The sequence below is a fragment of the Pseudomonas sp. BIGb0558 genome (assembly GCF_024807515.1).
Lineage (GTDB): Bacteria > Pseudomonadota > Gammaproteobacteria > Pseudomonadales > Pseudomonadaceae > Aquipseudomonas > Aquipseudomonas yamanorum_A.
Map to the genome: position 1 here is coordinate 107,139 of NZ_JANUEW010000005.1, position 18,412 is coordinate 125,550.

Sequence of the window (18,412 nt, forward strand, 5' to 3'; positions counted from 1 at the left end):
AACTAGCAGTCGTTTCCGCTTGGGCACCTGAGAATTCTGGCTATGAGGCGGATAGACGGGCGCGGCTCAGGGCCGCGCGGGTGAGTCAACCGCGGTGTCGAGACTCCACTGCCTTGCGCAGCGTGTCGATCAACGCCTGGATACGGGCGTGCTGCATTTTCATCGAAGCTTTGTTGACGATCAGGCGGGAGCTGATGTCGGCGATAAAGTCCTGGGGTTCCAGGCCGTTGGCGCGCAGGGTGTTGCCGGTGTCGACCACGTCGATGATCTTGTCGGCCAGGCCGATCAGCGGTGCCAGCTCCATCGAGCCGTAGAGCTTGATGATGTCGACCTGGCGGCCTTGCTCGGCGTAGTAACGCTTGGCAACGTTGACGAACTTGGTCGCCACCCGCAGGCGGCCCTTGGGCTCGACATCACCGACGCGGCCGGCGGTCATCAGCTTGCACAGGGCAATACGCAGGTCCAGCGGCTCGTACAGGCCCTGGCCGCCGTATTCCATCAACACGTCTTTACCCGCCACGCCGAGGTCGGCCGCGCCATGTTCAACGTAGGTTGGCACGTCAGTGGCACGCACGATCAGCAGGCGAACGTCGTCCTGGGTCGTGGGGATGATCAGCTTGCGGCTCTTGTCCGGATTCTCGGTCGGCACGATGCCCGCTTCAGCCAGAAGCGGCAAAGTGTCGTCAAGGATGCGGCCCTTGGACAGTGCGATGGTCAACATGGGAAACGTCAGTCCTTCATCAGGCTATTGCTGTCCGGTCGCAATCGGCGCCAGACACAGATCGAGGCCATTACAGCCTCGATTTGAAACAAATCAGCTAACAGCATACATCGTCCTGTGGCGAGGGAGCTTGCTCCCGTTGGGGCGCGAAGCGGCCCTGCTCTTTGTTTAAAAAGACTGGGACTGCTGCGCAGTCCAGCGGGAGCAAGCTCCCTCGCCACAATGACCGTATTTGCAGCTCCTGGAACTAGCCCGGTACGCGGCGGATTTTCGCGCCGAGCATCTGCAGCTTCTCTTCGATGCACTCGTAACCACGGTCGATGTGGTAGATGCGGTCGATCAGGGTGTCGCCCTCTGCGCACAGCGCCGAGATCACCAGGCTGGCCGAGGCACGCAGGTCGGTGGCCATCACTGGCGCGCCCTTGAGCTTTTCGATGCCGGTGACGATGGCAGTGTTGCCTTCGACCTGGATCTTGGCGCCCATGCGGTGCAGTTCGTACACGTGCATGAAGCGGTTTTCGAAGATGGTCTCGATCACGGCACCGGTGCCTTCGGCAATCGCGTTCAGGGAAATGAACTGCGCCTGCATGTCGGTCGGGAACGCCGGGTACGGAGCGGTACGCACGTTGACGGCTTTTGGCCGCTTGCCGTGCATGTTCAGCTCGATCCAGTCTTCACCGGTGGTGATTTCAGCGCCGGCTTCCTTGAGTTTTTCCAGGACGGATTCAAGGATGGTCGGATCGGTGTCCTTGACCTTGACGCGGCCACCGGTGACGGCTGCAGCCACCAGGTAGGTACCGGTCTCGATGCGGTCCGGCATTACTTTGTAGGTGGCCGAGTGCAGGCGCTTAACACCTTCAATGGTGATGGTGTCGGTGCCGGCGCCGGTGATGTTGGCACCCATGGCGATCAGGAAGTTTGCCAGATCGACTACTTCCGGCTCGCGCGCGGCGTTCTGCAGCACGCTGCGGCCGTTGGCCAGGGCAGCAGCCATCATGATGTTCTCGGTACCGGTCACGCTGACGGTATCAAAGAAGAAGTTCGCGCCACGCAGGCCGCCTTCAGGCGCCTTGGCCTTGATGTAGCCGCCTTCGACGTCGATGGTTGCGCCCATGGCTTCGAGGCCACGGATGTGCAGGTCCACCGGACGCGAACCGATGGCGCAACCGCCAGGCAGTGCGACTTCGGCTTCGCCGAAACGGGCAACCATCGGGCCCAGTACCAGGATCGAGGCACGCATGGTTTTCACCAGTTCGTACGGAGCGATCAGGGTCTTGATGGTGCGCGGGTCGATTTCGACGCTGAGTTTCTCGTCGATCACCGGCTCAATACCCATGCGACCGAACAGTTCGATCATGGTGGTGATGTCGTGCAGGTGCGGCAGGTTGGCCACGGTAACCGGGCCATCGCACAGCAAGGTCGCTGCAAGGATCGGCAGGGCGGAGTTCTTCGCCCCGGAAATACGGATCTCGCCATCAAGACGAGCACCGCCGGTAATAATCAATTTATCCATAAGAATCTCGACGCCTTGGGGGCTCAGGTGCGCTCGGCCCAGGCCGCGCGGCTGAAAAATTTCATAGTGACCGCATGGATGCTGCCATCGGTGATCCACGGGTTCAAATGGGCATAGATCTGCTGTTGACGCTTGACCGGGCTCAACGCCGCCAGTTCATCGCTAATCACGTTCAGCTGGAAATTGCAGCCTTCGCCCTCAACTTCAACATTAGTTTGGGGCAGCTTTCCTTCAAGGAAGCTTTTAACTTCTAGGGCCTGCATGATCAACCTCTATGGGCGCCCAGTGCGCGCGGGTCGCACATCATACAAAAAAGCCCCGCGCCTGCGAACCCCGCATAGCAGGACTCTGACGGGGGGCTTCTTTAATAATGTGTATTAAGGATGCGCCAACAGCTCGGTCAGACCGGAAACCTCAGCGATTTCACGCATGTCTTCGGGCAATGCACGGATGCTTACCGGCTTGTTGACGGACTGTGCATCACGCATGAAACACAGCAGCAACGACAAGCCTACACTGCTGGACTTCACCACCGCCGAGCAATCCAGCACCAGCGCAGCAGAGGTGCTGGCATTGATCAGCCCCTGGCCCTGCTTGCGCAGGGCTGGCCCGGTGCTGTAATCCAGCACGCCGCTGATCAGCAATTCGCCGGCCTCGCCGAGGCGGATAGCCGACTCGGTCATTGGGCAGGCTTCCCGGCAGCTTTATCGGTTTCTTCCTTGGCCTTGGCGACTTCACCGGCCCAACCATTGATGGTTTTGTCCAGGTCGTTGCCATTGCGCTGCATGGCGTCGGCGAACTGGTCACGGAAAAGCTTGCCGATGTTGATGCCATTGATGATCACGTTACGCAGCTTCCACTCGCCGTTGACCTTCTCCAGCGTGTACTGCACCGGATACACCGCGCCATTGTTGCCCTTGACGCTCATGTTGACGCTGGTGCGATCCCCGGACTCATCCCCGGCCGGAGCGACGGTAATCCCCTGGTTGTTATACTCGAGCAGGGCATTGCCGTAGAACTGGAACAGGCCCTTCTTGAAGTTTTCCTGGAACGTCTGCATCTGCGCAGGGGTAGCCTTGCGCGAGTACTTGACGGTCATGATGCTGCGGGAAATGCCTTCGGCATCGACAACAGGGCCCACAATGGTATTGAGCGCGTTGTAGAACTGACTTGGATCCTGCTTGTACTTTTCCTTGTTGGCCGACAAGTCAGCCAACATCTTGTTGGTAGTGTCCTGCACCAGGTCATGTGCGGAACCGCCGGCAGCGGCGTTAGCCATCAACGGCAGTGCCGCGAGCAGTACCAACAGGCCACGTCGCAAAGTAGAGATCATGAACACATTCCTCATTTGGCGTCTTTATTGACGGTATTGAGCAGGAATTTACCGATCAAGTCCTCCAGCACCAACGACGACTGTGTGTCATGAATGGTCGAACCATCCTTGAGCAGGGCTGTTTCCCCGCCCACGCTGATACCGATGTACTTCTCGCCCAGCAGGCCAGCGGTGAGAATAGACGCAGTGGAGTCAGTCGGCAGATTATCCACCTTCTTGTCCACCTGCATGGTCACACGGCCGGTGAAGCTGTCGCGGTCCAGATCGATCGCTGTGACCTTGCCGATGGTTACACCGGCCATGGTCACTTTAGCTCTGACAGTCAAACCGGCGATATTGTCGAAGTAGGCGTAAAGTTTATAAGTATCGGCGGTGGGGCTGGCCGATAGGCCGCTGACTCGCAGGGCGAGCAACAGTAAAGCCAGGATGCCAGCCAGCAAGAAAAGGCCGACACCGATTTCCACAGTGCGGTTTTGCATCAGAAATCTCCAAACATCAAGGCGGTCAAAATGAAGTCAAGGCCCAGTACCGCCAGCGAGGCGTACACAACGGTCTTGGTGGTGGCGCGACTGATCCCTTCTGAGGTGGGCTCACAGTCATAGCCTTGGAATACGGCGATCCAGGTCACTACAAACGCGAAAACGATGCTCTTGATGATGCCATTGAGCACGTCACCGCTGAAGGTCACGCTGTTCTGCATGTTGCCCCAGTAAGAGCCGTCGTAGACCCCCAGCCAGTCAACCGCCACCCACGAGCCACCCCAGATCCCCACCACGCTGAAAACCATCGCCAGCAGTGGGAGAGAGATGAAGCCGGCCCACAGGCGCGGGGCAACAATGTACTTGAGTGGATCGACACCGATCATTTCCAGGCTGGACAGCTGCTCGGTGGCCTTCATGTTGCCGATCTCGGCGGTCAGCGCAGAACCGGCACGCCCGGCAAACAGCAACGCCGTCACCACCGGGCCCAACTCACGCAACAGGGTCAGGGCAACCATCTGCCCCACCGCCTGCTCGGAGCCGTAGCTGGACAGGATATTGAAACCCTGCAGCGCCAGCACCATGCCGATGAACACCCCGGAAACCACGATGATCACCAGGGACATCACGCCCACGGAGTGCAGTTGCTTGATCAACAGGCCAAAGCTGCCGCCAATGCCGCCACGGCCGAGTAATGCGTGGAACAGGAAAATCGTCGAACGGCCCAGCACGCCGATGATGTCAATGCCGGAGCGGCCGAAAAGGCGAACCTTCTCGATTAGAGATGTCTTGCGCATCAACGCTTCCCCAGAAGATCTGAGCGGTAGTCCGCTGCCGGAAAGTGAAAAGGCACCGGGCCATCGGGATCGCCGGTCATGAATTGGCGAATGCGCGGGTTATCTGCGTTCATCAGCTCTTCAGGCGTGCCCTGCCCCAGCACCTGGCCATCGCCCACTACGTATAGATAGTCGGCAATGCTCGCGGTCTCGGCCAGGTCGTGGGAGACCACGATACTGGTGATACCCAGCGCATCATTGAGCAGGCGGATGAGACGTACCAGCACGCCCATCGCAATCGGATCCTGGCCAACGAAGGGTTCGTCGTACATGAGAATTTGCGGGTCAAGGGCAATGGCACGCGCCAGGGCCACCCGACGCTTCATGCCACCGGACAGTTCGTCGGGCATCAGGTCGATGGCACCGCGCAGCCCTACGGCCTGCAATTTCAGCAACACAATGTCACGAATCATTTCATCGGACAGCTGCGTATGCACCCGCAAAGGGAACGCCACGTTTTCGAAAACGTCGAGGTCGGTAAACAGGGCACCGCTCTGGAACAGCACGCCCATGTGCTTGCGGGCATCGAACAGGTCGCTGCGCGAAAGTGTCGGCAGGTTCTGCCCATTGACCCAGACTTCACCGGCGGAGGGGCGCAATTGCATGCCCATCAGGCGCAGCAGCGTCGTCTTGCCGCAGCCGGAAGGCCCCATGATGCCCGTGACTTTGCCACGGGGAATGCGAATATCCACATTATTGAAGATGCTGCGCGTACCGCGCTTGAAGGAAAGGCCCTTCAGCTCGACCGCGTAGGCGTTATCGGCACTCATCTAAACTCCTTGGGATGCAGCCTTTCACTCAGACACCTTGTTTTCGACAAATGCTTGCGTCGAAGAGACACAAAGGCTGTGCGGACCGAACTGGCGGCGAACTATATCACTGCTGGTACAGCGCCCCCAAGGCCGGAACAGAGCTTGTTCAGAAACAGGACAGCTAAAAAAACCTTGCTGAGGTTCAATCTCAACCACAAACGGAATGAATAAAGCATGACGAACTTACGTGAGGGAATCGATCATTACCGCTATAATCGCCGACTTTTCGTCAGGCTATACGATTTCAGACATGAGCCAATCCAGCGACCTTATTCAATCCGCACAACGCACCATCCGCCTCGAGCTTGAAGCCGTAGAAGGTTTGCTGGCCCATATCGACGCGGATTTCGTACGCGCCTGCGAGATGATTCTGGCCAGCAAGGGCCGCGTAGTAGTGGTCGGCATGGGCAAATCCGGGCATGTTGGCAACAAGATCGCCGCCACCCTGGCAAGCACCGGCACCACTGCATTCTTCGTGCATCCGGCCGAAGCCAGCCACGGCGACATGGGCATGATCACCCGGGATGACATCATCCTGGCCCTGTCCAACTCCGGCACCACCAACGAAATCGTGACCCTGTTGCCGCTGATCAAGCGCCTGGGCATCCAGCTGATCAGCGTGACCGGCAACCCGGACTCGACGCTGGCAAAAGCGGCTGAAGTGAATTTGAACGTGCACGTTGCCGAAGAGGCCTGCCCGCTGAACCTGGCGCCGACCTCCTCCACCACCGCCGCCCTGGTCATGGGCGATGCACTGGCCGTGGCATTGCTGGAAGCCCGCGGCTTTACCGCCGAAGACTTCGCCTTTTCCCACCCGGGGGGCGCCCTGGGCCGCCGCCTGCTGCTGAAAGTGGAAAACGTGATGCACGCCGGCGAAGAGCTGCCACAGGTGGCGCGCGGCACGCTGCTTAAAGATGCCTTGATGGAAATGACCCTCAAGCGCCTGGGCATGACTGTGATCCTGGAGTCCGACGGGCGCCTGGCCGGGGTTTTCACCGACGGTGACCTGCGCCGTACCCTGGACCGCAACCTCGACATCCAGACTGCAACCATCGACGAAGTCATGACGCCTCACGGCAAGACCGCCCGCCCTGAAATGCTCGCGGCCGAAGCGCTGAAGATCATGGAAGACCATAAAATCCTGGCGCTGGTGGTGGTCGACAGCGACGACCGCCCGGTTGGCGCCTTGAACATGCACGACTTGCTGCGTGCGGGAGTGATGTAAATGACCACCGACCTGCTGCAACGGGGCAAGAACATCAAGCTGGCGATTTTCGACGTCGACGGCGTGCTGACGGACGGCCGCCTGTACTTCCTGGAAGACGGCAGCGAATTCAAGACCTTCAACACCCTCGACGGCCAGGGCATCAAGATGCTGATGGCGGCAGGCGTGCAAACCGGCATCATCAGCGGTCGCAAGACCCCGGTTGTGGAACGCCGCGCACAAAACCTGGGGATTCCTCACCTGTATCAGGGCCGCGAGGATAAACTGGTGGTTCTGGACGAGCTTCTTGGCAAACTCAACCTAAGCTATGAGCAGGTTGCCTACCTCGGTGACGATTTACCCGACCTGCCGGTGATCCGCCGGGTCGGCCTGGGCATGGCTGTGGCCAATGCGGCGGCGTTCGTGCGCGAACACGCCCATGGCGTTACCACCGCCCGTGGCGGCGAAGGCGCCGCCCGCGAGTTCTGCGAGTTGATTCTGCGCGCCCAAGGCAGCCTCGAAGCGGCTCATGCCGCCTACCTATAGAGCGTTTTATGCTGAGTAAAAAGATTCGCAATTTCCTGATATTCGCCGTGATCGCCGCCGTGTTTCTCGCGGTTGGCTACTGGAATATCAGCCCGGAGCGCTTCCTCGACAAGCCTGTTGCGCAGGTCGACGAAAGTGCCATCGACTATTACGCCATCAACGCCCACAGCATCCAGTACCTGCCCGATGGCAAGGTCCAGTATGAAATGACCTCCGACAAGGTCGAGCACTTGAAGGCCTCCGAGGTCACGCTGCTCACCAAGCCGGACATGAACCTGTACCGCGGCGCCGAATTCCCGTGGCACGTCACCAGTGAGCGTGGCGAGGTCAACCCGGACGGCACCCAAGTGGAACTGATTGACTCCGTGCGCGTTGCGCGCACTGACGCCAAGAACCGCGACACCATCATTACCAGCAGTCGCATGACCGTATTCCCACAGAAGCAATATGCGCAGACCGAGCAAGACGTTAGAATCGACGGCGCTGGCGGTGTATCGACTGGCAAGGGAATGAAAGCGTATTTGAAAGAAAGCAGGATACACCTGCTATCGAACGTAAGAGGACAGTATGAGGCTCGTTAAAACCCTCCCTATTTTGCTCGGCCTGGGCGCAGCACTGGGAAGCGTGAGCGCCTGGGCTCTGCCGAACGATAGCCAGCAACCGATCCACATTCAGGCTGACGACGCGCAGCTGGATGACAAGCAAGGTATCGCGACCTACACCGGCAGCGTGATCATCACCCAAGGCTCGATGAAAGTGACGGGTAACACCGTGACACTGACTCGCACCCCGGCAGGCGATATCGACGTGGTCACTTCGGTCGGCAACCTGGCGTATTTCGAACAGCTGCAGAAAGTTGGCGACCCTACGCCGGTCAAAGGCTACGGCAAGACAATTCAGTACCACGCCCAGCAAAATCGCATCGTACTGATCGACCAGGCCCGGGTCATCAATGATGGCAACACCACCGACGGCGAAAAAATCGTCTACGACACGGTGAAGCAGATTGCCCAGGCCGGTCGCGCCACCGGCTCTAAAATCAGCACGCCGAAGCCACGCATCGACATGGTTATCCAGCCTAAGCAGAAACCTGGCGAAGCCCAGGCGGCGCCGAAAACCGACGCGAAGAAGGCGAATTAATGGCAACCCTGAAAGCCCAGCATCTGGCCAAGGCCTATAAAAGCCGTCAGGTCGTGCGCGACGTCAGCCTGTCGATCGACAGCGGCCAGATCGTCGGCTTGCTCGGCCCCAACGGTGCCGGCAAGACCACCTGCTTCTACATGATTGTCGGCCTGGTACAGGCCGATCAAGGCCGCGTCCTGATCGACGACCTGGACGTAAGCCACCAGCCCATGCACGGTCGTGCACAGGCGGGTATCGGCTATCTTCCCCAGGAAGCATCGATCTTCCGCAAATTGTCGGTTTCCGACAACATCATGGCGATCCTCGAGACCCGCAAGGAACTCGACCGCGCCGGGCGCAAGAAAGAGCTGGAAAGCCTGCTGCAGGAATTCCACATCAACCATATCCGCGACAACCTCGGCATGAGCCTTTCCGGCGGCGAGCGTCGTCGTGTGGAAATCGCCCGCGCCCTGGCCACTGCGCCGAAGTTCATCCTGCTGGATGAACCTTTCGCCGGTGTCGACCCGATCTCGGTCGGCGACATCAAGCAGATCATCCACCACCTGAAAGCCAAGGGCATCGGTGTGTTGATCACCGACCACAACGTCCGCGAGACCCTCGATATCTGCGAAACCGCGTATATCGTCAACGATGGACAGCTGATTGCCGAAGGTGACTCCGCCACCATCCTGGCCAACGAACTGGTCAAGGAAGTGTATCTGGGTCACGAGTTCCGCCTGTAAACACGGTGGTATCAGGCCATTCGCCATGGAGCGCGGGAGTCAATAAAAACCTCAGTATTTTTATTGTTACCGCGCTCTAGGCAAAGCCCCCGATATCAGGCATATAATTTGCTTATGTTTGGCGCTCACGCGCCCTGTCGTGGATGGCGCATTGCGCCGGCGAATAAGGTGTTAAGCCCCTGCCATGAAACCATCGCTAGTCCTGAGAATGGGCCAGCAGCTGACGATGACACCGCAGCTGCAACAGGCCATCCGCCTGCTCCAATTGTCGACCCTGGACCTGCAACAGGAAATCCAGGAGGCCCTGGAGTCCAATCCGATGCTCGAACGCCAGGAAGAAGGCGACGACTTCGATAATGCAGACCCGCTGGCCGACAACATCGAGCAAAAACCCAACCCCGACGTACAGGAACCCTCCTACCAGGAAACCGCCCCCACGGTGGATAACCTCGAGGAAGGTGAATGGAACGAACGCATTCCCAACGAACTTCCCGTGGACACCGCGTGGGAAGACGTCTACCAGACCAGCGCCAGCAGCCTGCCCAGCAATGATGATGACGAGTGGGACTTCACCACCCGCACGTCCGCCGGCGAGAGCCTGCAGAGCCATTTGCTCTGGCAACTGAACCTGGCCCCGATGTCCGACACCGATCGCCTGATCGCCGTGACCCTGATCGATTGCATCAACAATCAGGGCTACCTGGACGAGACCCTTGAGGAGATCCTCGAGGCCTTCGACCCGGAACTGGACATCGAACTGGACGAAATCGAAGCCGTCCTGCACCGCATCCAGCAATTCGAGCCCGCCGGCATCGGCGCCCGCACCCTCAGCGAGTGCCTGCTGCTGCAACTGCGCCAATTGCCGGCGAAAACACCTTGGCTGGCCGAAGCGCAGCGCCTGGTCACCGACTACATCGACCTGCTGGGCAGCCGCGACTACAGCCAGTTGATGCGCCGCATGAAGCTCAAGGAAGATGACCTGCGCCAGATCATCGAGCTGGTGCAGAGCCTCAACCCGCGTCCGGGCTCACAGATCGAGTCCAGCGAAGCCGAATACGTCGTGCCGGATGTAATCGTGCGCAAGGACAACGAGCGCTGGCTGGTGGAGCTGAACCAGGAATCGGTACCGCGCCTGCGGGTCAACCCGCAATACGCAGGTTTCGTGCGCCGCGCCGACACCAGCGCCGATAACACCTTCATGCGCAACCAGTTGCAGGAAGCCCGCTGGTTCATCAAAAGCCTGCAAAGCCGCAACGAAACCCTGATGAAAGTCGCCACCCAGATCGTCGAGCACCAGCGCGGCTTCCTGGAATACGGCGATGAAGCGATGAAGCCGCTGGTACTGCACGACATCGCCGAGGCGGTAGGCATGCACGAATCGACGATTTCCCGGGTAACCACGCAAAAATTCATGCATACCCCACGGGGCATTTATGAGCTGAAATACTTTTTCTCCAGCCACGTCAGCACCTCCGAAGGCGGCGAATGCTCGTCCACGGCGATCCGCGCGATCATCAAAAAACTGGTTGCCGCGGAAAATCAGAAAAAGCCGTTGAGTGACAGCAAGATCGCTGGTTTACTGGAGGCACAAGGCATTCAGGTCGCCCGTCGAACCGTCGCCAAGTACCGCGAGTCCCTTGGGATCGCGCCTTCCAGCGAGCGTAAACGTTTGATGTGACGGGCGGGCCATAGCGTTCCAGTGGCAGGCACCCCGGCCTGCCGCTTTATGCACTGGCAACGAAGGAGAAGCTGTATGCAAGTCAACATCAGTGGACACCAACTGGAAGTGACCGAACCGCTGCGCGCCTATATCGGCGAAAAACTCAAACGAATTGAGGGGCATTTCGACAAGATCACCAACGTGCAAGTCATCATGACTGTCGAGAAGCTCAAGCAGAAAATCGAAGCCACCTTGCGTATACCCGGCGGGGAAGTAGTCGCCAATGCCGAGCATTCAGATATGTATGCTGCCATTGACGACCTTACCGACAAGCTGGATCGCCAAATCAAAAAGCATAAGGAAAAGCAGCAGAGTCTTCTTCAAGGCACTGGCCGCTAACACTCCCCACCCATGATTCGACTTGAAACCATCCTGACCCCCGGCCGTTCCCTCGTGAACGTGCCGGGCGGCAGTAAAAAGCGTGCCCTCGAACAAATTGCCAACCTGATCGGCCGCGAAGTGCCCGAACTGGATACGCAAGCTGTGTATGAGGCACTGATCGCCCGTGAAAAGCTCGGTTCCACCGGCTTTGGCAACGGCATCGCCATTCCTCACTGCCGCCTGCAAGGCTGTGAGTCGCCAGTCAGCGCCCTGCTGCACCTGGACGCCCCCATCGATTTCGACGCCATCGACGGCGCGCCGGTCGACCTGCTGTTTGTACTGCTGGTCCCGCAAGCTGCCACCGATGCGCACCTGGAACTGCTTCGGCAGATCGCCAGCATGCTCGACCGCAAGGAAGTACGCGACAAACTGCGCAGCGCTCCCAGCAATGAGGCGCTTTATCAGGTTGTCCTGGATGAACAAAACGGGCAGTAATCATGCGTTTGATCATCGTCAGCGGCCGTTCCGGCTCAGGTAAAAGCACGGCTCTCAATGTTCTTGAGGACAACGGCTTCTATTGCATCGACAACCTGCCCGCCGGCCTGCTGCCGGAACTGGCGGAACGTGCACTGATCCATACCGAGCTGGCACAACCGCTGGTCGCTGTTTCCATCGACGCCCGCAACCTGCCCAGCCACCTCACCCGCTTCCCCGAACTGCTCGAAGAAGTGCGGGCCAAGCACATCCATTGCGACGTGCTGTACCTCGACGCCGACGAAGAGACGCTGCTCAAGCGCTTCTCCGAAACCCGTCGACGCCACCCGCTGAGCAGCCCGCACCGCTCGCTGGCCGAAGCCATCGAGGACGAGACCAAGCTGCTGGGGCCGATCATTGACCTGGCCGACCTCAAGATCAACACCACCGGCCTGAACCTGTATCAGTTGCGCGATGCGATCAAGCTGCGCCTGCTGAATCAGCCGGAGCCGGGCACCGCCTTCCTCGTTGAGTCGTTTGGCTTCAAACGCGGTATGCCCGTGGATGCCGACCTGGTGTTTGACGTGCGCTGCCTGCCCAACCCGTACTGGAAGCCGGAACTGCGTGATCAATCCGGGCTGGACGCACCCGTGGCCGAGTACCTGGCGGCGCAACCGGATGTGGAAGAGATGTTCCAGGATATCTCCAGCTACTTGCTCAAATGGCTGCCGCGTTTTGCGGCCAGCAACCGGGCTTATGTCACCATTGCCATTGGCTGCACCGGCGGCCATCACCGTTCCGTCTACCTGACCGAACGCCTGGGCAAGGTGCTGCAACAAACCCTCAAGAACGTCCAGGTTCGCCACCGCGACCTCAGCTGAAAGGAACACCCCCGCGATGCCCGCTCTGGAAATTGAAATCATCAACAAACTGGGCCTGCACGCCCGGGCCTCGGCCAAGTTCGTCGGCGTCGCCGGGCAGTTCCCTTGCCAGATTCGCGCCGGGCGCACCCCGGAATCCATGGTCGACGGCAAAAGCATCATGGCCATGATGATGCTGGCTGCGGGCAAGGGCACGAAGATTCACTTGAAGACTGAAGGCGAGCAAGAGCAGGAAGCGATGGATGCGCTGGTGAAGCTGATCAATAACTATTTTGACGAAGGCGAGTAACGCCCTCTGTAGGAGCCGGCTTGCCGGCGATTGGCCCACAAGTCTTGCACTGACCTCAGGAAGGCCATCGCCGGCAAGCCGGCTCCTACAAGGAATTTGGCAGAGTTCTTAGCCCAACGCCGTATCCATCACCATCATCAAACAAAACCCGATACACAGCCCCAGGCTGGCAAGCTTGTCATGGCCATTGCGCCGCGACTCGGGAATCACTTCGTGGGTCACCACCAGCAGCATCGCCCCGGCCGCCAGCGCCAACCCCAACGGCAACAACACCTGCGCCAAACTCACCAGCCAGGCACACAGCACGGCAAATACCGGCTCCACCAGGCCTGACGCCGCGCCAATCAGGAACGCCTTGACCCGCGACATCCCTGCCCCGGCCAGCACCAACGCAATTACCAAGCCCTCCGGCACGTCCTGCAAGGCAATGCCCATGGCCAGGCTGTCGGCATCGGGCATGCCGCCGCCCGCCGAGACACCGACCGCCATGCCTTCAGGAATGTTGTGCGCAATGATGGCGAACACAAACAGCCAGATGCGCGGCGGTATTACCGGATGCTCCAGACTGCCCACCAGCATTTCCGGGCTGGCGCCGGAGACCTTGCGGTCCACCAGATACAGCCCGAATGCTCCCAGCATGATGCCGAAACTGATCAAACCGCTGGCCGCCCAAGGCGTCAGCCCCAGGCTTTCGGCAGCCGCAATACCCGGCACGATCAGCGAAAACGCAGTGGCCGCCAGCATCACCCCGGCACCGAAGCCGAGCAGCGTGTCACTCACCGCCAACGGCATCCGGCGAATCACCAGTACCGGCACGGCGCCCAAGGCAGTGCCCAGTGCGCAAATCGCACCACCCTGCAAGGCACGCAGGATACGGGGCTCCAGGTCCAGCCAGGCCAGCCCTTGGGCCACCAGCAATGCAGTGCCTGCCAATAGCAGCAGCGAGCCAAACGCATAACGAAACATTCGCACGCTGCTGATCGCCAGTGTTTCAGTGCCCATAGTCGGCCTTAGATCTTGTTATAGAGGAGTTTCAGCCCAGTGCAGCCTGGTAGCGGCCGGCAACTTCCGGCCAATTGATGACGCTGTAGAACGCGTTGATGTATTCCGGACGACGGTTCTGGTACAGCAGGTAATAAGCGTGTTCCCAGACGTCCAGGCCGAGGATTGGCGTATTGCCGTTCATCAGCGGGCTGTCCTGATTACCGCTGCTCTCCACCACCAGGGTCTTTTGCGGGGTGACACTCAACCAGGCCCAGCCACTGCCGAAACGGGTCAAGGCAGCTTTGGTAAAGGCCTCTTTGAAGGCGTCGAAACCGCCCAACTGCTCGTCAATGGCTTTGCCCAGCGCACCGTCTGGCTTGCCGCCGCCCTTGGGCGACATGACGGCCCAGAACAATGAGTGGTTGGCGTGTCCGCCGCCTTGGTTGATCACCGCCGCCCGGAGTTTTTCCGGCAGTTGCTGCACGCTGGAGACCAGCTTTTCCACCGGCCAACCGGCAAACTCGGTGCCTTCCACGGCGGCGTTGAGGTTATTGATGTAGGTCTGGTGGTGCTTGGTGTAGTGGATCTCCATGGTTTGCGCGTCGATATGCGGTTCAAGGGCATCGTAGGCGTAAGGCAAGGCCGGCAAGGTGTAGGACATATCAATGAGCTCCATAAAAAGGGCTGTTGCGGGTCGACGCATCCGATGGCGCCACGTTGCTGCCCAGCAGGCGGTGGGTACGCGGGTACTCACCGTGATCGCTGATGAAATTCAACAGTTCGACGTAGGTCTTGCTGCTCTGGCGCAGCGCCGCTTCCCGCAGTTGCGGGTTGAGGCGGGTGTCCTGCATGGTCTGCAACAGCCGCTGGTGAATGGCGCAGAGGTATTCGGCGCTTTCTTCCGGCTGGTTCAGGCGCAGGTGCAGGTCGGCCAGGTTGTGATGGGAAATGACGCAAGCCGCCACCGCCTCGTCGGCATCCGCCCAGCGCTCAAACAACACTTGAGCCAGGGCCAGGGCTTGCAGGTAGGCCTCGCGGGCATCTACCAGCTCGCCCGCCATAAAGCAGCGATTGGCCCGTTCGATCGTGCGTTTCCAGTGCTCCATGGTGAGCCTCCAAAGCAGGGTCGGTGATTACACGCCGCCGGCCGTGAGCTTTTCCGGATCCAGCAGGATTTCCAGTTGGCTGCGGGGCAAGTCGGTGTGTTCGAGCGCCACATCAATCACCGGACGGCCTTGCTGATAGGCCTTCTTGGCGATTTCGGCGGCCTTTTGGTAACCGATGATCGGGTTGAGTGCGGTCACCAGGATCGGGTTGCGCGACAGCGCTTCCTTGAGCTTGGCTTCATTGACCTTGAAGCTGGCGATAGCCTTGTCGGCCAGCAGGCGGCTGGAATTGGCCAGCAATTCCAGGCTGCCGAGCAGGTTCTGGGCAATGATCGGCAGCATCACATTGAGTTCGAAGTTGCCGGACTGACCGGCGATGGTAATCACCGTGTCATTGCCGATGACTTGCGCGGCAACCATCGCAGTGGCTTCCGGGATCACCGGATTGACCTTGCCCGGCATGATCGAGGAGCCCGGTTGCAGGCCTTCCAGTTCGATTTCACCGAGGCCGGCCAACGGGCCGGAGTTCATCCAGCGCAGGTCGTTGGCAATTTTCATCAAGGACACGGCGGTGGTCTTGAGCTGCCCGGAGACCGCGACGGCTGTGTCCTGGGAGCCGATCAGGGCAAACAGGTTCTTGCCCGGAGTGAACTGCACCTGGGTCAGGCTGCTCAGTTGTTGGCTGAAGCGCGCTGCGAACTCCGGATGCGCATTGATCCCGGTGCCCACCGCGGTGCCGCCTTGGGCCAGCGCCTGCAAACTCGGCAGCAGGTCCTGCAGATGGCCAATATTGGCCTTTAGCTGTTGGGCCCAGCCATTCAGGACTTGGCTCATGCGCACTGGCATGGCGTCCATCAGGTGAGTGCGGCCGGTCTTGACGTAGCGATGCACCTCTTCGGCCTTGTGCTCGATCACCTGCACCAGGTGCAGCAGCGCCGGCAGGGTTTGTTCGTGCAGCACCAGCGCGGCGCTGACGTGGATCGTGGTCGGAATGATGTCGTTGCTGCTCTGGCCGCAGTTGACGTGGTCATTGGGGTTGACCGGCTCGCCCAGCAAACGGCTGGCGAGGGTCGCAATCACTTCGTTGGCGTTCATGTTGGAGCTGGTGCCGGACCCGGTCTGGAAGATATCCACCGGGAAATGTTGCATGAAGTCGCCTTCCAGCAAGCCTTGGGCGGCATCGACGATGGCCTTGCCCTGGGCTTCGCTCAGTTGCTTGAGCTCAACGTTGGCCTTGGCGGCGGCGGCCTTGGCCAGGATCAGCGCACGAATGAACTGCGCCGGCATGCGCTGGTGGCTGATGGGAAAGTTATTCACCGCACGCTGGGTTTGTGCGCCATACAAGGCCTCGGCGGGTACTTGCAGTTCGCCCATGCTGTCGCGTTCGATACGGGTGTTACTCATCGGAAGATCCTTGCACCAGGTCAGAGTGAGAAATCGATGGAAGCAATTCGCAGGTCGCCAATTGCCAGGCAAACGTCTGCCAGCGCTTGAGGCGGCAGGCACAGTGGGAAAGCTTTTCCAGGTCGCGCAACGGGCGCCAGGCCTGGTCCAGGCACATGGATCGCCAGTGCCAGGGCAAGGCGATGTCGGAGGCGGTGTCGAGCAACAGGCGGAATGAGGTTTCGCCGATGGTCCACGGATGGGTTGCCGTGCAACAGGCCAGGTACCGGCCTTCGGCCAGATAATGTTCGATCAGGCGGGGCTCGTCGGGATCAAGGCCGCAGCGAATCTGACGACTCATCCAACGCCAGCTTTCCAGGTAGGGATCCTCATGCAGGACAGAACTCATGATCCACGCTCATTCGGTAATGATATTTATTATTAAATGATATTGAGAATCAAAACAAGAGCCTGAGGAAATCACTCGGAATTCCAGGCACAAAAAAAGGCGCGCCACCCAATGGGTAGCGCGCCTTGTTTACAGCGTCTGACGGCGGGTCAGCTGCCGGCGACGGTCATCTTCTCGATCAACACCGAACCGGTGCGGATGTTGCTGCGCAGTTCCAGGTCATTACCCACCGCGACGATCTGCTTGAACATGTCACGCATATTGCCGGCGATGGTCACTTCCTGCACGGCGAACTGAATTTCGCCGTTTTCTACCCAGAACCCCGCCGCGCCACGGGAGTAGTCGCCCGTGACCATGTTCAGGCCGTGGCCCATCAACTCGGTGACCAACAAGCCGCGCCCCATGCGCCGCAACAGCGCCGCCTGGTCTTCATCGCCATGGGTGATGAACAGGTTGTGCACGCCACCGGAGTTGGCGGTGCTTGGCAGGCCGAGCTTGCGACCGGCGTAGGTGCCCAGCACGTAGGACACCAACTCACCGTTCTCGACGAAAGGCTTGGCGTAGGTCGCCAGGCCATCACCGTCGAACGACGAGCTGCCCATGGCGCGCATCAGGTGCGGGCGTTCATCGATGGTCAGCCATTCCGGGAACAGTTTCTGGCCGATCGCCCCTTCCAGGAACGACGACTTGCGATACAAATTACCGCCGGAAATCGCCCCGAGGAAACTGCCGAACAGACCACCGGCCAGCTCCGCCGAAAACAGCACCGGCACTTCGCACGTCGGCACAGGGCGTGCGCCCAACCGGCTGGCGGCACGTTGCGCGGCACGCTGGCCGATGAGTACCGGGTCCATCAGCAATTCGCCCTGGCGGTTCACGTCGTACCAATAATCACGCTGCATCTGGCCGTTGGCTTCGGCAATCATCACGCAGCTCAGGCTGTGACGCGTCGAGGCATAACCGCCGATAAAGCCATGGCTGTTGCCATACACGCGGCAGCCCTGGTGGGTGCTCAAGGTCGTACCATCGGCGTTCTTGATCCGGCTGTCGGCGTCAAATGCCGCCGCTTCACAGGTCAGTGCCTGCTCAATGGCCTGCTCCGGGGTGATGTCCCAGGCATGAAACAGGTCAAAATCCTTCAGGTCGCGTGCCATCAAGGCCGCATCGGCCAAACCCGAGCTTTCATCTTCGGAAGTGTGCTTGGCGATCGCCAGCGCGGCGGCGACGGTTTCGCGAATCGCTTCCGGGCCACTGGCGGAGGTGCTGGCCGAGCCTTTGCGCTGGCCTACGTACAAGGTGATGCCAAACCCCTGGTCGCGGTTGAATTCGACCGTTTCCACTTCCCGCTGGCGGACCGATGTCGACAAGCCCTGCTCCAGGGACACCGCCACTTCACAGGCACTGGCCCCCTGGCGCTTGGCCTCGGCAATGATCTGCTCGACTTGTTCCTGCAGTGCCGGTAACGCTTGCGGACCGACGCTTTGGGCTGCACTCATGGTTTTCTCCACTCAAATTCTGCTTTCGGTTAAGGCCTTC

24 protein-coding genes are annotated in these 18,412 nt (G+C 59.8%); 10 read left to right on the forward strand and 14 right to left on the reverse strand.

The window, feature by feature from the left end; translation table 11 throughout:
- Positions 1-85: 85 nt before the first annotated feature.
- The 8 genes from hisG to M2400_RS09605 form a co-directional block, all read right to left on the reverse strand.
- A complete protein-coding gene (hisG, locus tag M2400_RS09570) occupies positions 86-721 on the reverse strand; it encodes an ATP phosphoribosyltransferase (protein WP_003188599.1) in 636 nt (211 codons plus the stop codon).
- 247 nt (positions 722-968) lie between these two features.
- Positions 969-2,234 (reverse strand): UDP-N-acetylglucosamine 1-carboxyvinyltransferase, encoded by a 1,266-nt coding sequence (gene murA / locus M2400_RS09575; protein ID WP_177043448.1) that lies wholly within the window; start codon positions 2,232-2,234, stop codon positions 969-971.
- Between the two features lie 23 nt (positions 2,235-2,257).
- Positions 2,258-2,497 (reverse strand): BolA family protein, encoded by a 240-nt coding sequence (locus M2400_RS09580; protein ID WP_010170570.1) that lies wholly within the window; start codon positions 2,495-2,497, stop codon positions 2,258-2,260.
- 114 nt (positions 2,498-2,611) lie between these two features.
- Positions 2,612-2,917, reverse strand: coding sequence for a lipid asymmetry maintenance protein MlaB (locus M2400_RS09585; protein WP_177120551.1), 306 nt, complete (start codon positions 2,915-2,917; stop codon positions 2,612-2,614).
- Positions 2,914-3,567, reverse strand: a complete 654-nt coding sequence (locus M2400_RS09590; RefSeq protein ID WP_010170573.1) for a phospholipid-binding protein MlaC — start codon at positions 3,565-3,567, stop codon at positions 2,914-2,916. The genes M2400_RS09585 and M2400_RS09590 overlap by 4 nt, the downstream gene beginning before the upstream one ends.
- Before the next feature lie 11 nt (positions 3,568-3,578).
- Complete coding sequence (gene mlaD, locus M2400_RS09595; RefSeq protein WP_010170575.1) at positions 3,579-4,046, reverse strand: outer membrane lipid asymmetry maintenance protein MlaD; 468 nt, start codon at positions 4,044-4,046, stop codon at positions 3,579-3,581.
- Complete coding sequence (gene mlaE, locus M2400_RS09600; RefSeq protein ID WP_177043446.1) at positions 4,046-4,843, reverse strand: lipid asymmetry maintenance ABC transporter permease subunit MlaE; 798 nt, start codon at positions 4,841-4,843, stop codon at positions 4,046-4,048. The genes mlaD and mlaE overlap by 1 nt, the downstream gene beginning before the upstream one ends.
- On the reverse strand, positions 4,843-5,652 hold the full coding sequence (locus M2400_RS09605; RefSeq protein WP_003216128.1) for an ATP-binding cassette domain-containing protein: 810 nt from the start codon (positions 5,650-5,652) through the stop codon (positions 4,843-4,845). The genes mlaE and M2400_RS09605 overlap by 1 nt, the downstream gene beginning before the upstream one ends.
- A gap of 292 nt (positions 5,653-5,944) precedes the next feature.
- Between M2400_RS09605 and M2400_RS09610 the strand changes: the two genes are divergently transcribed.
- The 10 genes from M2400_RS09610 to M2400_RS09655 all read left to right on the forward strand — a co-directional run bounded on the left by M2400_RS09610 (position 5,945) and on the right by M2400_RS09655 (position 12,994).
- Entirely contained in the window at positions 5,945-6,919 is a 975-nt protein-coding gene (locus M2400_RS09610; RefSeq protein ID WP_177043445.1) for a KpsF/GutQ family sugar-phosphate isomerase, read from the forward strand.
- Positions 6,920-7,444 carry an HAD family hydrolase gene (locus tag M2400_RS09615; RefSeq protein ID WP_177043444.1) on the forward strand — a complete coding sequence of 175 codons (525 nt, stop codon included), beginning with the start codon at positions 6,920-6,922 and terminating at the stop codon, positions 7,442-7,444.
- A gap of 8 nt (positions 7,445-7,452) precedes the next feature.
- The gene (lptC, locus tag M2400_RS09620) at positions 7,453-8,025 is read left to right on the forward strand and encodes an LPS export ABC transporter periplasmic protein LptC (RefSeq protein ID WP_177043443.1); all 573 of its coding nucleotides are present in this window, start codon (positions 7,453-7,455) and stop codon (positions 8,023-8,025) included.
- Positions 8,012-8,584 (forward strand): lipopolysaccharide transport periplasmic protein LptA, encoded by a 573-nt coding sequence (gene lptA / locus M2400_RS09625; protein ID WP_177043442.1) that lies wholly within the window; start codon positions 8,012-8,014, stop codon positions 8,582-8,584. The genes lptC and lptA overlap by 14 nt, the downstream gene beginning before the upstream one ends.
- Positions 8,584-9,309: an LPS export ABC transporter ATP-binding protein gene (gene lptB, locus M2400_RS09630; protein WP_003216119.1), complete on the forward strand. Its 726-nt coding sequence runs from the start codon at positions 8,584-8,586 to the stop codon at positions 9,307-9,309. The genes lptA and lptB overlap by 1 nt, the downstream gene beginning before the upstream one ends.
- Positions 9,310-9,493: 184 nt before the next feature.
- The gene (locus M2400_RS09635) at positions 9,494-10,987 is read left to right on the forward strand and encodes an RNA polymerase factor sigma-54 (protein WP_026078000.1); all 1,494 of its coding nucleotides are present in this window, start codon (positions 9,494-9,496) and stop codon (positions 10,985-10,987) included.
- 75 nt (positions 10,988-11,062) lie between these two features.
- On the forward strand, positions 11,063-11,368 hold the full coding sequence (hpf, locus tag M2400_RS09640; protein ID WP_010170586.1) for a ribosome hibernation-promoting factor, HPF/YfiA family: 306 nt from the start codon (positions 11,063-11,065) through the stop codon (positions 11,366-11,368).
- A 12-nt stretch (positions 11,369-11,380) separates the two neighbouring features.
- Positions 11,381-11,845 (forward strand): PTS IIA-like nitrogen regulatory protein PtsN, encoded by a 465-nt coding sequence (ptsN, locus tag M2400_RS09645; protein WP_010170588.1) that lies wholly within the window; start codon positions 11,381-11,383, stop codon positions 11,843-11,845.
- A 2-nt stretch (positions 11,846-11,847) separates the two neighbouring features.
- Positions 11,848-12,705: an RNase adapter RapZ gene (gene rapZ / locus M2400_RS09650; protein ID WP_177043441.1), complete on the forward strand. Its 858-nt coding sequence runs from the start codon at positions 11,848-11,850 to the stop codon at positions 12,703-12,705.
- A gap of 16 nt (positions 12,706-12,721) precedes the next feature.
- Complete coding sequence (locus M2400_RS09655; RefSeq protein ID WP_017138240.1) at positions 12,722-12,994, forward strand: HPr family phosphocarrier protein; 273 nt, start codon at positions 12,722-12,724, stop codon at positions 12,992-12,994.
- A 108-nt stretch (positions 12,995-13,102) separates the two neighbouring features.
- Here M2400_RS09655 and M2400_RS09660 read toward each other — a convergent pair whose 3' ends face one another.
- From M2400_RS09660 to pmbA, 6 genes are all read right to left on the reverse strand, one after another.
- On the reverse strand, positions 13,103-13,996 hold the full coding sequence (locus M2400_RS09660; protein WP_177043440.1) for a ZIP family metal transporter: 894 nt from the start codon (positions 13,994-13,996) through the stop codon (positions 13,103-13,105).
- 31 nt (positions 13,997-14,027) lie between these two features.
- Positions 14,028-14,639, reverse strand: a complete 612-nt coding sequence (locus M2400_RS09665) for a superoxide dismutase (RefSeq protein ID WP_076014428.1) — start codon at positions 14,637-14,639, stop codon at positions 14,028-14,030.
- A gap of 1 nt (position 14,640) precedes the next feature.
- Positions 14,641-15,084: a hypothetical protein gene (locus tag M2400_RS09670; RefSeq protein ID WP_063027153.1), complete on the reverse strand. Its 444-nt coding sequence runs from the start codon at positions 15,082-15,084 to the stop codon at positions 14,641-14,643.
- 27 nt (positions 15,085-15,111) lie between these two features.
- Positions 15,112-16,488, reverse strand: coding sequence for an aspartate ammonia-lyase (locus M2400_RS09675; protein ID WP_177043439.1), 1,377 nt, complete (start codon positions 16,486-16,488; stop codon positions 15,112-15,114).
- Positions 16,481-16,876 carry a hypothetical protein gene (locus tag M2400_RS09680; RefSeq protein WP_010170602.1) on the reverse strand — a complete coding sequence of 132 codons (396 nt, stop codon included), beginning with the start codon at positions 16,874-16,876 and terminating at the stop codon, positions 16,481-16,483. Before M2400_RS09680 ends, M2400_RS09675 begins: the two co-directional genes overlap by 8 nt.
- A 149-nt stretch (positions 16,877-17,025) precedes the next feature.
- Entirely contained in the window at positions 17,026-18,372 is a 1,347-nt protein-coding gene (gene pmbA, locus M2400_RS09685; RefSeq protein WP_003216094.1) for a metalloprotease PmbA, read from the reverse strand.
- Positions 18,373-18,412 lie beyond the last annotated feature (40 nt).